This window comes from Agromyces tropicus, assembly GCF_039531345.1.
GTDB lineage: Bacteria > Actinomycetota > Actinomycetes > Actinomycetales > Microbacteriaceae > Agromyces > Agromyces tropicus.
The window spans coordinates 257,946-271,370 of the sequence record NZ_BAAAPW010000003.1 but is presented as its reverse complement, the minus strand read 5'-3'; the positions used below and the strand labels follow the sequence as shown (position 1 = coordinate 271,370).

Annotated in this window: 12 protein-coding genes; 3 read left to right on the top strand and 9 right to left on the bottom strand. The window is 72.3% G+C overall.

Annotated features, from left to right (window positions below):
- Window positions 1-16: 16 nt before the first annotated feature.
- The 5 genes from ABD230_RS12280 to ABD230_RS12260 all read right to left on the bottom strand — a co-directional run bounded on the left by ABD230_RS12280 (window position 17) and on the right by ABD230_RS12260 (window position 5,304).
- Window positions 17-736 (bottom strand): L-ribulose-5-phosphate 4-epimerase, encoded by a 720-nt coding sequence (locus ABD230_RS12280; RefSeq protein ID WP_344374212.1) that lies wholly within the window; start codon window positions 734-736, stop codon window positions 17-19.
- Window positions 737-949: 213 nt separating this feature from the next.
- Window positions 950-1,978, bottom strand: coding sequence for a LacI family DNA-binding transcriptional regulator (locus ABD230_RS12275; protein ID WP_344374209.1), 1,029 nt, complete (start codon window positions 1,976-1,978; stop codon window positions 950-952).
- A gap of 126 nt (window positions 1,979-2,104) precedes the next feature.
- Window positions 2,105-3,565: an MFS transporter gene (locus tag ABD230_RS12270; RefSeq protein WP_344374206.1), complete on the bottom strand. Its 1,461-nt coding sequence runs from the start codon at window positions 3,563-3,565 to the stop codon at window positions 2,105-2,107.
- 64 nt (window positions 3,566-3,629) lie between these two features.
- The gene (locus ABD230_RS12265; protein WP_344374204.1) at window positions 3,630-4,460 is read right to left on the bottom strand and encodes an aldo/keto reductase; all 831 of its coding nucleotides are present in this window, start codon (window positions 4,458-4,460) and stop codon (window positions 3,630-3,632) included.
- Window positions 4,461-4,626: 166 nt separating this feature from the next.
- Entirely contained in the window at window positions 4,627-5,304 is a 678-nt protein-coding gene (locus ABD230_RS12260) for a TetR/AcrR family transcriptional regulator (RefSeq protein ID WP_344374198.1), read from the bottom strand.
- An 87-nt stretch (window positions 5,305-5,391) separates the two neighbouring features.
- On the opposite strand from ABD230_RS12260, the gene ABD230_RS12255 reads away from it, so the two are divergent.
- A complete protein-coding gene (locus ABD230_RS12255; RefSeq protein WP_344374193.1) occupies window positions 5,392-6,141 on the top strand; it encodes a DUF4386 domain-containing protein in 750 nt (249 codons plus the stop codon).
- On the opposite strand, the gene ABD230_RS12250 is transcribed toward ABD230_RS12255, so the two are convergent.
- From ABD230_RS12250 to ABD230_RS12235, 4 genes are all read right to left on the bottom strand, one after another.
- Window positions 6,124-7,485, bottom strand: coding sequence for an APC family permease (locus ABD230_RS12250; RefSeq protein WP_344374190.1), 1,362 nt, complete (start codon window positions 7,483-7,485; stop codon window positions 6,124-6,126). The genes ABD230_RS12255 and ABD230_RS12250 overlap by 18 nt on opposite strands.
- Window positions 7,486-7,571: 86 nt before the next feature.
- Window positions 7,572-8,741, bottom strand: a complete 1,170-nt coding sequence (locus ABD230_RS12245) for a cystathionine gamma-synthase (protein WP_344374186.1) — start codon at window positions 8,739-8,741, stop codon at window positions 7,572-7,574.
- Window positions 8,742-8,833: 92 nt separating this feature from the next.
- On the bottom strand, window positions 8,834-10,207 hold the full coding sequence (locus tag ABD230_RS12240; RefSeq protein ID WP_344374182.1) for a cystathionine beta-synthase: 1,374 nt from the start codon (window positions 10,205-10,207) through the stop codon (window positions 8,834-8,836).
- Between the two features lie 155 nt (window positions 10,208-10,362).
- Window positions 10,363-11,862: a sugar porter family MFS transporter gene (locus ABD230_RS12235; RefSeq protein WP_344374180.1), complete on the bottom strand. Its 1,500-nt coding sequence runs from the start codon at window positions 11,860-11,862 to the stop codon at window positions 10,363-10,365.
- Window positions 11,863-12,060: 198 nt separating this feature from the next.
- On the opposite strand from ABD230_RS12235, the gene ABD230_RS12230 reads away from it, so the two are divergent.
- Both ABD230_RS12230 and ABD230_RS12225 read left to right on the top strand, forming a co-directional pair.
- On the top strand, window positions 12,061-12,732 hold the full coding sequence (locus ABD230_RS12230; RefSeq protein WP_344374177.1) for a thioredoxin-like domain-containing protein: 672 nt from the start codon (window positions 12,061-12,063) through the stop codon (window positions 12,730-12,732).
- The gene (locus tag ABD230_RS12225) at window positions 12,729-13,412 is read left to right on the top strand and encodes a DUF305 domain-containing protein (protein ID WP_344374174.1); all 684 of its coding nucleotides are present in this window, start codon (window positions 12,729-12,731) and stop codon (window positions 13,410-13,412) included. The genes ABD230_RS12230 and ABD230_RS12225 overlap by 4 nt, the downstream gene beginning before the upstream one ends.
- The last annotated feature ends 13 nt before the right edge of the window (window positions 13,413-13,425 follow it).

Sequence of the window (13,425 nt, the reverse complement as noted above, 5' to 3'; positions counted from 1 at the left end):
GGATGCCGCAAGCTCTTCAGTTGTCGGTGGCACGGCGGGCGTCGGTCGCCTGTCCGTACACGTTCTGGTACCGGTCGTACAACCGGTCGATGGCCTCGTCGGGGATCGGGACCAGCTCACCCGCCTCACGCGCCAGGTGCACCGTGCGCGCCACGTCCTCGACCATGACCGCCGCCTTGACCGCGTCCTTCGCGTTCGCGCCGATCGTGAACGGCCCGTGGTTCCGCATCAGCACCGCCCGCGACCGGTGCCCGCGCAACGTCTCCACGATCCCGCGCCCGATCGAGTCGTCCCCGATGATCGCGAACGGACCCACCGGGATCGGCCCACCGAACTCATCGGCCATCGCCGTGATCACACACGGGATCTCCTCGGCCCGCGCCGCCCACGCCGTCGCATACGTCGAGTGCGTGTGCACCACCCCACCGACCTCCGGCATGTTCCGATACACGTACGCATGCGCCGCCGTGTCCGACGACGGGCTGCGGTCCGCACCCGGCGTCCCCGGGATCGCGTTCCCATCCAGGTCGCACACGATCATGTTCTCCGGCGCCAAGTCGTCATAGCTCACACCCGACGGCTTGATCACGAACAGGTCCGCACCCGGCACCCGACCCGACACGTTCCCACCCGTCCACACCACCAGCCCATACCGCGTCAGCTCGCCATGCAGACGAGCGACGTCGGCGCGGGTGCGGGCGATCGCGACCTCGACCTGGGGCCCGAAGCTCGTCATGCGACGACCATCCGGCCGGGGGCGGTCGTGTCGATCACGGGGACTCCTTCGTCGCGGGGTGCGCCCGCCGTGGGGACGGCGGTGGTGGAACGTCTCCGATGTGACCGTTCATGTGACCGTTCACATCGCGAGAGCAATGTTAGCCACATGATTCCGGCGGCTGTCAACACGCGAAGGTCACGGAACGGTAACGCGCCGGACACGCGGGCGGCGTCAGAAGGCCGGCGGCCCGACCGACTCGCGGACCAGCAGCTCCGGCACGATCGTGCCGCGATACTCCGGCGCTTCGGGGTCGAGGTCGCCGAGCAGCAGCGCCACGCACCGGCGCCCGAGCTCCGCGAAGTCCTGGCGCACGGTCGTCAACGGCGGCCAGAAGTGCTTCGCCTCGGGGATGTCGTCGAACCCGACGATCGACACGTCGCGCGGGATCTCGAGCCCCGCATCCCGGACGGCGTGCATCACGCCGAGCGCCATCTGGTCGTTCGACGCGAAGATCGCCGTGAAGTCGCGCACCGTCAGCAGTTCCCGGCCCGCGTAGTAGCCGAAGTCGGCGGTCCAGTCGCCGAGGATCGGTGCCGTCGTCGGCACGTCCTGCGCCCCCATCTCGTCGAGGAACCCCCGCATGCGGGCCTCCGCCTCGATCCAGTCCTGCGGCCCCGCGAGGTGGTAGATCACGCGGTGCCCGCGCTCGATCAGGTGCCGGGTCGCGAGGCGTGCGCCCGCGATCTGGTCGACCGACATCGTGTGCGCCGGGTCGCGGCCGGTCGACTGGAGCGTGACGTACGGCACGTCGATCGAGAGCTCGGCCAGCGTGTCGAACACCCGCACCTGGGGTGCGATGACGACGAGGCCCTCGATGCCCTGCGCCCGCAGGTGGGCGAGGCCGCCCGCGATCGAGTCGGCGTCGGACGATTCGATGTTCGCCGTGCTCACCCAGTACCCCGATGCCCGTGCGGCCGCCTCGATCGCGGCGATGCTCGATGCGGGGCCGTAGTGCGTGCTCGACGCCGAGAGGATCCCGAGCGTGCGGGACCGGCTGGTCACCAGCGCCCGGGCGGCGCGGTTGGGCGTGTACTGGAGCTCGGCCATGACGTCGAGCACCCGCTGCTTGGTCTCGGGCCGGATGCTCGGATGGTGGTTGAGGACGCGCGAGACCGTCTGGTGCGAGACGCCGGCCAGGCGCGCGACGTCGCGGATGCTCGGCGCACGCCCCTTCGGGCGCTCCTCGGGCGGCTCTGGCACGGACGGACCTCGATCGATCGCGGCATGTTCACGGTCACACACGCCGGCGAGTCCATTATGCACAACCACGCGGGAATGTGACCGTCACAAATGTGACGGTCACATGAACGGGGCGGAGCCCGACCCCTACTCTCCCGCCTGCGATGCCGCGCCGTCCGCCGGCGCGGGTGCCGAGGCGCCCGTCCCCTCGACCGGCGCACGTCGAGGTCGACCACCGGGCGGGCGGACCCTCGGCGCCAGCACCACGCCCACGATCGCGATCGCCGCCGTCACGGCGAACTCCGGCGTGAAGGCGATCGTCGCGGTGACGGTCGCCACGAGCGCCGTGACGGCCAGCGCGACCGCACCACCGAGCGACTCGCCGATGGAGAGCGCCGCGCTGTTGAAGCCCTGCTCGCTCTGCGCCGACTGCTCCAGCACCGACACCGAGAAGCGCGGGTACATGAAGCCCATCGCGGCCCCCGCGACCGTCCAGGCCGCGAAGGCGGCGAACGGCGGGAGCGCGAAGGCGGCGATGCACAGCACGCCGACGAGCGCGACCGCGAGGGTCGCGGCGCCGATGCGGATGACCTCGGTGTCCGACAGGCGCGCGTCGAGCCGACCCTGCAGCCAGGACGCCGCCGCCCACGACACGCCCGCGCCGGTCAGGACGGCGCCGGCGAGGCCGGCCGGCAGTTCGTACCGTTCGATCAGCAGCTTCGGCAGGTAGATCTCACTGCCGAAGAACGCGCCGGCCACGATGGCGCGCATGAGCACCGCCGACGGGATCCCGCGCACCGCGCGGAGCGTGCCGACCGGCACGAGGGGACGGACGGCGACGACGACGAGTGCGATGGACGCGACCGCGACCAGCCATCGCCAGGGCTCGGCGAGCTCGGCCGAGAGGCTCACCCCGAGCGCCGCCGCGGCGGCGAGCACGGACCAGCCGAGGCGCGGCACGCTCCACGGCACCGATCGGTCGCCCTGCACGCGGTCGAGCACGCGCAGCAGCGGCGCGAGCATCATGAGCGCCGCCGGGAGGACGAGCGCGATCACGCCGAGGAACACCCACCGCCAGCTGAGGTGCTCGGCGACGTAGCCGGCGACGGTCGGCCCGACGATCGACGGGATGACCCAGGCCGCGGCGAAGCCCGCGAACACGCGGGAGCGCACGGACTCCGGGTACACGCGCGCCACGATGACGTAGAGCGGCACGATCACGGCGGCGCCGCCGATGCCGTGCACGAGCCGGCCGAGGACGAGCACCGGCATGTTCGGCGCGAGCCCCGCGATCACGAGGCCGGTCACGAAGAGCGCGCCCGCCGCGAGCAGCGGCGGCAGCGGCCCGGCCCGATCGCTCCAGTTGCCGGCGAGGACCATGCCGACCACGCCCGCCGCGAGCGGCACGGCGAAGGCGAGCGCGTAGAGTCCCTCGCCGCCGAGGTCGACCGCGATGATCGGCATCGCCGTCGTGACCGCGAGCACCTCGAACGCGGCGAGGAAGATGAGCGCGAACATGCCGAGCGAGAGCCAGCGCCACGCGGGGGCGAACACGCCCCCGACGGGAGCAGCGTCGCCGGAGGGCACCGGAGTGGAGCGGTCGGTCACCTGATCGAGCCTACGTCCGCCCGCCGGCATCCGCCCGCCGTCGGCGGGAGCGGTCGGCCCCGGGTCAGAGCTCCTCGTGCGAGTCGGGGTCGGCGCCCCAGATCCGGCCGCGCTCGAGCCCGGAGATCGCCTCGACCTCGCCCTCGTCGAGGTCGATGTCGAAGACGTCGAGGTTCGCGCGACGTCGTTCCGGGTCCGCCGACTTCGGGATCGGCACCGAGCCGAGCGCCAGGTGCCAGGCCAGCACGACCTGCGCGGGCGACACCGAGTGCGTCGCCGCGATCTCGGTGATCACGGGCTCGTCCAGCAGGTCGGTGCGCTTGCCGAGCGGGCTCCAGCTCTCCGTGCGGATCGAGTGCTCGGCGTGGTAGGCGCGCAGCTCGCGCTGCGGGAAGTACGGATGCAGTTCGACCTGGTTGACGACCGGCATGAGCCCGGTCTCGGCGACGAGCCGGTCGAGCATCTCGGGCGTGAAGTTCGAGACGCCGATGGAGCGGACGACGCCGCGCTCCTTCAGCTTGATCATCGACCGCCAGCTGTCGACGTAGCGGTCGCGCTTCGGGTTGGGCCAGTGGATGAGGTAGAGGTCGACCCAGTCGAGGTCGAGGCGCTTGCGTGACTGCTCGAAGCTCGCGAGCGTCTCGTCGACGCCGTGATGACGCCCCGGGAGCTTCGTCGTAATGAAGAGGTCGCTCCGGTCGACGTCGGCACGGCGGATCGCCTCGGCCACGACCTCCTCGTTGCCGTAGTTGTAGGCCGTGTCGATGAGACGGTACCCGTCGCGGATCGCCGAGACGATCGCGTCGACTCCCGCCTGGTCGTTCAGCCCGTACGTGCCCAAGCCGATCGCGGGGATCGTGTTGCCGTCGGCGAGTGCATACGCGTGGGCGGTCATGCCCTCCATCCTGACCCCGATGGCACCGCGCCCGCCAGCCGACCGGCGGTCGACGCGCCGATTCCCAGCCGGATCGGAGCCCATCGGGCCCGCGTGCGGGCGTCGAGGGCCCGGCCCGCGCCGCTCGGGCGACGCGGCCTCCGCACCCGCGCGGAGGGCCGTCCCGTCAGGCCGGGCCGACCCGGGCGCCGCCGCCCGGGTCGGGGGAGAGCCCGTCCAGGACGATGCGCAGCCCTCGCGAGAAGACGACGTCGTGCGAGGGCGCGCCGGTGACCACGGATTCGGCCACGGCGCGCAGGTGCGGCAGGTCGTCGCCGCGGAGCTCCGCGGCGAGCTCCGCGGCGGCCCGCTCCGTCTCCGCGGGGCCGGAGACCCCGTGCTGCTGCTCCTGCAGGACGAAGCCCGAGACGTAGCTGTCGAGCACCGAGACGGCGACGAGGGCCTCGGCCGGGGAGAATCCCGCGCCCAGCAGGACCCCGAGCGCCGCGTCGTGCTGGCGGAGCCGGTGCGGCCCGACGTGCTCGTGCGACTCGATCAGCCCGAGCACCCAGCTGTGCCGGGAGAGCGTGCGCCGGGCGGAGCGACCGCGCGACTCCAGCGCCGCCCTCCAGTCGAGGTCCGGCCGCGGCAGGTCGATCTCCCCGAACACGGCGTCGACGATCCCGTCGACGATGGCGTCCTTGTTCGGCACGTGGTGGTACAGGGCCATCGCCTCGACGTCGAGGGCCTCGGCGACCTTGCGCATGCTCACGGCGGCGACGCCGCCTCGGTCGGCCACCTCGACGGCGGCGTCGATGATCCGCTGCGGGGTCAGCGGCGGTCGGTCGGTCGGTCGGGACGGCATCGGATCCCCTCGTCGGCGGTTGACGCATGACTTTACACGTGTAAAGTGCTCCACGCACCCAGGTTTACATATGTAAAGGAGATCGAGATGGACCGGACGCACGACGAATCGACGCGCGGGGGCCCGCGCCTGCACGTGCCATCCCGCTCCGGCCGCAGGCGGCGCGCGACCACCATCGCGGGACTGCTCGTGATCGCCGGGTTCGCGACCGGCATCCTCACCGTGGTCCCGGTGCTCGAGGAGGCGGGCTACCTGGCCGCGCTGCCGGACCGTCGGGCCGAGGTCGTCTCCGGCACGATGTTCCAGCTGCCGATGGCGATGGCGTACGCGGCGTTCGCGCTCGTGCTCCACCCGATCCTCCGGCGGTTCGACCCGACCCTCGCCCTCGGCTTCGTGTCGCTGCGCATGGTCGCCCTCGGGTTCCACGTGCTCGCGATGGCACTCCTGACGCTCATCCTCGACGTGGGCGTCGTCGACGGCGGGGCAGTCGACGCGTCGGACGAGAGCCGCGCGCTCGTCGTCGAGACGCTGCGCCTCGGCCGGGACCTCGTCAACCACGTCGTCGTCATCGTGGCGACCGCGCTCGGCGACTCACTGCTGTTCGTGCTGCTCCTGCGCCACCGCCTGGTCCCCGCGTGGCTGTCGACCTGGGGCCTCGCCGGTGCGGCGTCGGCGATCCTCGCGAGCCTCCTGCTGCTCGCCGGCGTGGTCGACGTGGTCGGCATCCCCTACCTCGCACTCACCGGCATGCTCGGCCTGCAGGGACTGGCACTCGCGGTGTGGCTGATCGTCCGGGGCCTCGACACGGGGGCTCCTCGGTCAGCGGCGAGCGCCTGACTCCTCCACGGGGGTCGCGGCCGGGATCGGCGGCATGCCGGCCGCACCCCGGCGCGCCCGCACACGACCCACGAGCGTGACGACGACGGATGCCGCGGCGAGCGCCAGCGGCACGAACAGGTTCTGCCACGCGAGCACCAGCAGCCCAGCGCTCAGCACCGTCGCGACGACGGCGAGCCACCAGCCGACCGAGCCGCGCCGGAGGATGAGCGTCGCGGCGAGCATCCCGGCCGCGTAGATCGAGACCATGTTGCTCGTGTGGATGAGGATGAAGCCGGAGAGGTCGAGGCCGTTCAGCAGCATGAGCCCGAAGTACGCGAGCATCAGGCCACCGGTGAGGGCGAGCGCGCGTCGCGGCACGGCGCCGTCCTCCGCACCCTTGGCGAAGAAGCGCGGCAGGTGCCCGTCGCGGCCGAGCGCGGCGCCGAGCTTGCCGAACGCGGGCAGGTAGGCGTTCAGCACGCCGACCGTCACGACCGCCGCGACGACGGCGACGAGCGCCGAGCCGATGCCGGGCGCGGTCGTCTCGACGAGGTCGAGCAACGGCACCTGGCTCGTGCCCGCGGCGTCGCCGAGCACGGCGACGGTCACGACCTGCAGCGCGAGGTAGCCGACGCCGACGACGAGGATCGCGATCCCGGTCGCGAGGGGGATCGTGCGTCGCGGGTCGCGGAACTCGCCCGCGATGTGGGTGCCGACCTCCCACCCGGCGAACGCCCAGACGAAGAGGCTGATCGCGACGCCGACGCCGGCCCAGCCGTTCGGGAGGAAGGGCGTGAAGTTGGCCGCATCCGCCGCAGGGAACGTCACGGCCACGACGCCGACGACCACCGACAGCAGCAGGCCGGTGAGCACGAACTGGACCCAGCCGGCGACGCGCACGCCGAACCAGTTGGCGATGAAGGGCGGCACGAACACGGCGAGCCCGATGATCGGCACCGCCGCGCGGTCGACGCCGAGCACCGCGACGACGTACTCGCCGCCGAGCACGGCGACGACGGGCGCGCCCACGCAGACGCCGAAGAAGAACCAGTAGCCGGTCATGCGCGCCGCGGTCGGACCGAGGGCACGGCGCACGTAGCTGGCGACGCCCCCGGCATCCGGGTACCGCGAGGCGAGGGCGGCGAAGGTGCCGGCGAGCGGGATCGACAGCGCGAGCACGGCCGCGACGGCGAGGATCGACGCGGGGCCCGCGGCCTGCGCGGCGAGCCCGGGGAGGACCAGGATGCCGGTGCCGAGCACGCTGGCGACGTAGAGGGCCGTGCCCTGGAAGAGGCCCAGCCGGCCCCGGTGCGCGGATGCCGCGCCGGGAGGCGGCGCGACATCCAGGGTTCTCGAGCTCACGCGTTCATCGTGCCCGATGCGGCACCCCGCCGCAGTGGCAGGAATGACGCAGGTCGTTCAGATCCTGCCAACCCTCGCGGCGCCGGCTAGAGCTGCGCGAGCGCGGCGTCGATATCGGCGAGGAGGTCGTCGACGTCCTCGATGCCCACCGAGAGCCGGATGATCGACTCGGGCACCTCGGCCTCGGTGCCCTTCACCGACGCGTGCGTCATCTCCGACGGGTAGTTCACGAGCGACTCGACCCCGCCGAGCGACTCCGCCAGCTGGAACAGCCGGGTCGACTCCGCGAACCGGCGGGCCGCCGCCGCCCCGCCCGCGAGGTCGATCGACACCATGCCGCCGAAGCCCGACATCTGGCGGGCGGCGAGCGCGTGCCCCGGGTGCGACTCGAGCCCGGGGTACAGCACGCGCGAGACCGCGGGGTGCTCGTCGAGGCGCCGCGCGATCGCGAGTGCGTTCTGGCTGTGCCGCTGCATCCGCACGCCCAGCGTCTTGATGCCGCGCGTCGTGAGGAACGCGTCGAACGGGCCGGAGACGGCGCCGGCCGCGAACTGCGTGAAGCCCACGCGCTCCGCGACCTCCTCCTGGCCCTCGGCGAAGACGAGCGCGCCGCCGACCACGTCGGAGTGGCCGCCGAGGTACTTCGTCGTCGAGTGCACCACGACGTCGGCGCCGAGGCCGATCGGCTGCTGCAGCGCCGGGCTCGCGAACGTGTTGTCGACCACGACGAGGATGCCCGCCTCGTCGCCGAGCTCGGCGAGCGCGGCGATGTCCGAGATCTTCATGAGCGGGTTCGAGGGCGTCTCGACCCAGAGCACCTTGGTGGTGCCGAGTTCGAGCGCCTCGCGGACGGCGTCGAGGTCGCTCGTGTCGACGGTCGTGTGGCGCACCCCCCAGTCGCCGAAGATGCGGCGGATGAGGCGGTGGGTGCCGCCGTACACGTCGTTGCCGATGACGACGTGGTCGCCCGGCCGCAGCACCGTGCGCAGCAGCGCGTCCTCGGCGGCGAGGCCGGAGGCGAACGAGAGCGCGCGGATGCCGCCCTCGAGCGCCGCGAGCTGCGACTCGAGCGCGGTGCGCGTCGGGTTGCCGCCGCGCGAGTACTCGTACCCGTTGCGCAGGCCGCCGATGCCGTCCTGCACGTAGGTCGAGGTCTGGTAGATGGGCGGGATGACCGCCCCGGTGGTCGGGTCGAACGCCTGTCCGGCGTGGATGGCCCGCGTGTCGAAGCGGATGCCGTTCTCAGGAAGGTCCACGGTGCTCGCCGTCCTTTCGGTTGGGAATGAAGTCTGTGGGCTTGATTTTCGCGCGAGCGGATGCCGCGTCCGCGCGATCCTCCTGAGAAACGTCAGGAGGAGAGGTAGGTCAGCAGGTCGGTGCGCGTGATCACGCCGAGCGCCTTGCCGCCGTCGGTGACGAGCATCGCCGGCGCCTCGCCGAACGCCTGGCGGGCCGTCGCCACCGGCTCGTTGACGCCGATGAGCGGCAGCGCCTCGCCGACGACGCCGGAGACCTCGTCGGTGAGCTTCGCGCGCCCCGAGAAGACCTGCTCGAGCAGGGCGTCCTCGTGCAGGGCGCCGACCACCTCGCCGAGCACGACGGGCGGCTCGGCCGACAGCACCACGAGCTGCGAGACGCCGGACTCGGTCATCCGGTCGATCGCCTCGCGCACCGTGTCGTTCGGGTGCACGTAGACGAGCGGTGCGGTGCGGTCGGCCTTCGCCTCGAGGATGTCGCGGATCGTGTGGCCGGCGGGCGCGTTGCCGAAGCCGTAGGCGCGGAGCCACTTGTCGTTGAAGATCTTGCCGAGGTAGCCGCGGCCGGAGTCGGGCAGCAGCACGACGAACACGTCGTCCTTCGTCACCTCCGGCCGCGACGCGGCCTTCAGCGCCGCCACGACGGCCATGCCGCTCGAGCCGCCGACGAGGATGCCCTCCTCGCGCGCGAGCCGCCGCGTCATGGCGATCGACTCCGCGTCGGTCACCGCGATGACCTCGTGCGGCACGCTCGGGTCGTACGCCGACGGCCAGAAGTCCTCGCCGACGCCCTCCACGAAGTACGGCCGGCCCGTGCCGCCCGAGTAGACCGAGCCCTCGGGGTCGGCGCCGATGATGCGCACCCGGTCGCCGGAGACCTCGCGGAGGTACCGCCCGGTGCCCGTGATCGTGCCGCCCGTGCCGACCCCGGCCACGAAGTGCGTGACCCTGCCGTCGGTGTCGCGCCAGATCTCGGGCCCGGTCGTCTCGTAGTGCGAGAGCGGGCCGTTCTGGTTCGAGTACTGGTCGGGCTTGAACGCGCCGGGGATCTCGCGGGCCAGCCGGTCCGAGACGCCGTAGTACGAATCGGGGCTGTCGGGCGCGACCGCGGTCGGGGTCACGACGACCTCGGCGCCGTACGCCTTCAGCACGTTCCGCTTGTCCTCCGACACCTTGTCGGGGCAGACGAAGATGCAGTGGTACCCGCGCTCCTGCGCGACGAGGGCGAGGCCGACGCCCGTGTTGCCCGAGGTGGGCTCGACGATCGTGCCGCCCGGCTTCAGCCTGCCCTCGCGCTCGGCGGCGTCGATGATGCGGCGGGCGATGCGGTCCTTCGAGGAGCCGCCCGGGTTCACGTACTCGAGCTTCACGAGCACCGTGGCATCCGTCACCCCCTCGGTGACCCGATTGAGCCTGACGAGGGGCGTGTTGCCCACGAGGTCGGTGATGTGCGCTGCGTACTTCATGACCGGAGTTCGTTCCTTGGTGTCGAGTGCGTCGAGCGGCGCGCGGTCGGCGCGTGACGCGATGGGAGGGGTCGCCTGCCTAGCGACGACAACACCGGCACGAGAAGCTCACGCGGCCAGCCTAGCGGGTGACGGATGCCGCGTGCGCGGCCGGTTCAGGCGTCGGGCCGCCCGGCAGCGGCGCGGCGTGCGGACCCGCGCGGCGGCAGCAGGGTGTCGGACTCCTCGAGCGACATCCCGTTGGTCTCCGGGATCTTCGCGAACACGAAGAAGAACGACAGCGCCGCGAACGTCGCGTACAGCCCGTACGTCATGAGCAGCGAGACGTCGGCCAGGAGCGGGAAGGTCACCGTCACGAGGAAGTTCGCGATCCACTGCGCGGCGGCGGCGAGGCCGAGCGCGCGGGCGCGGATGCGGTTCGGGAAGATCTCGCCGAGCAGCACCCAGACGAGCGGACCCCACGAGAATCCGAAGAACACCACGAACAGGTTCGCGGCGACGAGCGCGATCGGCCCCCACGCGCCCGGCAGCGTCAGCGAATCGCCCGAGCCGCTCGCGTTGGCGAACGCGAGCGCCATGGTGCCGAGCGAGACCGTCATGCCGGCCGAGCCGATGAGCAGGAGCGGCCGACGGCCGACCCGGTCGACCAGGGCGATCGCCACGAAGGTCACGAGGATGTTCGTGATCGAGGTGAACACGCTGATCGCGAACGAGTTCGACTCGTCGAAGCCGACCGCGTTCCAGAGCGTCGTCGAGTAGTAGAAGATCACGTTGATGCCGACGAACTGCTGGAACATCGACAGCAGGATGCCGATCCAGACGATGCCGCGGAGGCCGAGCACGGGCCCGCGGAGGGCGCCCTTCGCCTGCTTCGCCTCCGCGTCGGCCTTCATGCTCGAGCGGATGTCGCGGACCGCGCGCTCCACCTCACCGGGCTGGATGCGTGCGAGCACCGTCCGCGCCGCGTCCTCCTTGTCGATGCGCACGAGGAAGCGCGGCGATTCGGGCAGCGACAGGGCGATGAGCCCGTAGGCGACGCTCGGCACGATGCCGGCGAGGAACATCCAGCGCCAGGCGTCGAGCCCGAACCAGAAGGGCTCGGCCGCGCCGCCGGCGGCCCACGCGAAGATCGCGTCGGAGAGCAGCGCGGTGAAGATGCCGAAGACGATCGCGAGCTGCTGCAGCGACGCCAGGCGCCCCCGCGCGCGACGGGGCGAGATCTCGGCGATGTACGCGGGCGACACGACCGACGCGATGCCGATCCCGAGTCCGCCGATGACGCGCCAGACGATGAGGTCCCAGACGCCGAGCGCCAGGCCGGAGCCGACGGCCGAGACGAGGAACAGGCTCGCGCCGATCACCATCACCGGGATGCGGCCGAACCGGTCCGCAAGCCGCCCGGCGAGCTCGGCGCCGACCGCGCAGCCGAGCAGTGCGCTCGCGATGGCGAGCCCCGTGAGGCCCGCCGACAGGCCGAACTCCTGCTCGATCGCATCGACGGCGCCGTTCACGACCGACGAGTCGAACCCGAACAGGAACCCGCCGACCGCGCCCGCCACGGCGAGCGCGACGACCCGCCGGTTCAGGCCGCTGCCGCGCCCTGCGTCGTGCTCGTCCGCGGCATCCGCCGTGACCGCATCCGTCCCCTCGGCCATGCGCCGACCTCCCCCGCCGGCCTTCCGACCCGGACCGGAGGACCGGTCCGCACGAGGTCGCCCCCATGCCGACACCCGAATGCTAGACCCGGGCGACCGATCCGGGCCCGCACGGCGCGGCTGACGGCGTTCTCCCAGCCCGATGCGTTCGTATGGAGATCCCCCGTCCCCGCACCCCCCGCACGAGGAAGGCCCCGCGTGAGCGCGACCCCGCCCGGTAGGAAGCCCACCGTCAAGCAGCAGCGAGCCGCCGAACGCGAGCGCAAGCTCGAGGAGTTCCGGAAGCGCGAGGCGCGCATGAAGCGCAATCGGCGCATCGCGATCTGGGGCTCCGTGGCCGCCGGCGTCGCGATCGTCGCCCTCGTCGTCGGCTCGATCGCGCTCACCCCGCAGCGCCCCAGCTACACCGCCGGCGGCACCGGGGCCGACATCGAGGGCGTCGAGACCTTCGACAACTCGTCGGCGCACGTCGAGGGCGTCGTCGACTACCCGCAGAACCCGCCCGCCGGCGGCGAGCACAACCCCGCATGGCTCAACTGCGGCGTCTACGAGCAGCCCGTGCCGAACGAGAACGCCGTCCACTCCCTCGAGCACGGCGCGATCTGGGTGACCTACGACCCCGACGCGCTCTCCGACGACGACGTGTCGACGCTGCGTTCCGTGCTGCCCGGCACCTACGTCATCCTGTCGCCCTTCGAGGGCCTGCCCGCGCCCGTCGTGCTGAGCGGCTGGAACGTGCAGCTCCAGGTCGACGAGGCGGACGACCCGCGCATCGCCGACTTCCTCGAGGAGTACTGGCAGAGCCAGGACGTGCCCGAGCCCGGCGCCCTGTGCACCGGCGCGATCGACGGCCCCGGCAAGGTCGCGTGAGCGAGCCGGTCGTCGACGCCCCCCGACGCGGTGTCGGGCGGTGGGCGGCCGTCGTGGCGGCATCCGTCGCCGTGATCGCCGTGGCCGGCGTGGCCTTCGCGTTCGGTCGCCTCTCCACGCTCGGCGAGGAGACCCCGGCGAACGCGAGCGCCGAGGCCGGCTTCGCTCGCGACATGCAGGTGCACCACCAGCAGGGCGTGGAACTCGCGATGATCGTCCGGGACGCGACCGACGACCCCGACGTGCGCCTGCTGGCGTACGACATCGCCACCGCCCAGGCCCAGCAGTCGGGGCAGATGTACGGCTGGCTCGCCGAGTGGGGCCTCCCGCAGGCCGGGCCCGAGCCGTCCATGACGTGGATGACCCGGCCCGCACCCGACGGCGGCGGCCACGACGGCCACGACTCATCCGACGACGGGGCCGCCCACGTGCCCGGCGAGCCGATGCCGGGGCTCGCGACGCCCGAGGAGGTCGCCGAGCTGCGCGGGCTCGAGGGCGTCGAGGCCGAGCGCCGCTTCCTCGAGCTCATGATCACGCACCACCAGGGCGCCGTCGAGATGGCGGACGCCGTGCTCGATCGATCCACCTACCCCGTCGTCGTCTCGCTCGCCGACGCCATCGTGCGGAGCCAGCAGGCCGAGATCGAGCTCATGGAGACGATGCTCGCCGAGCGCTCCTGAGCGCGCGCATCCG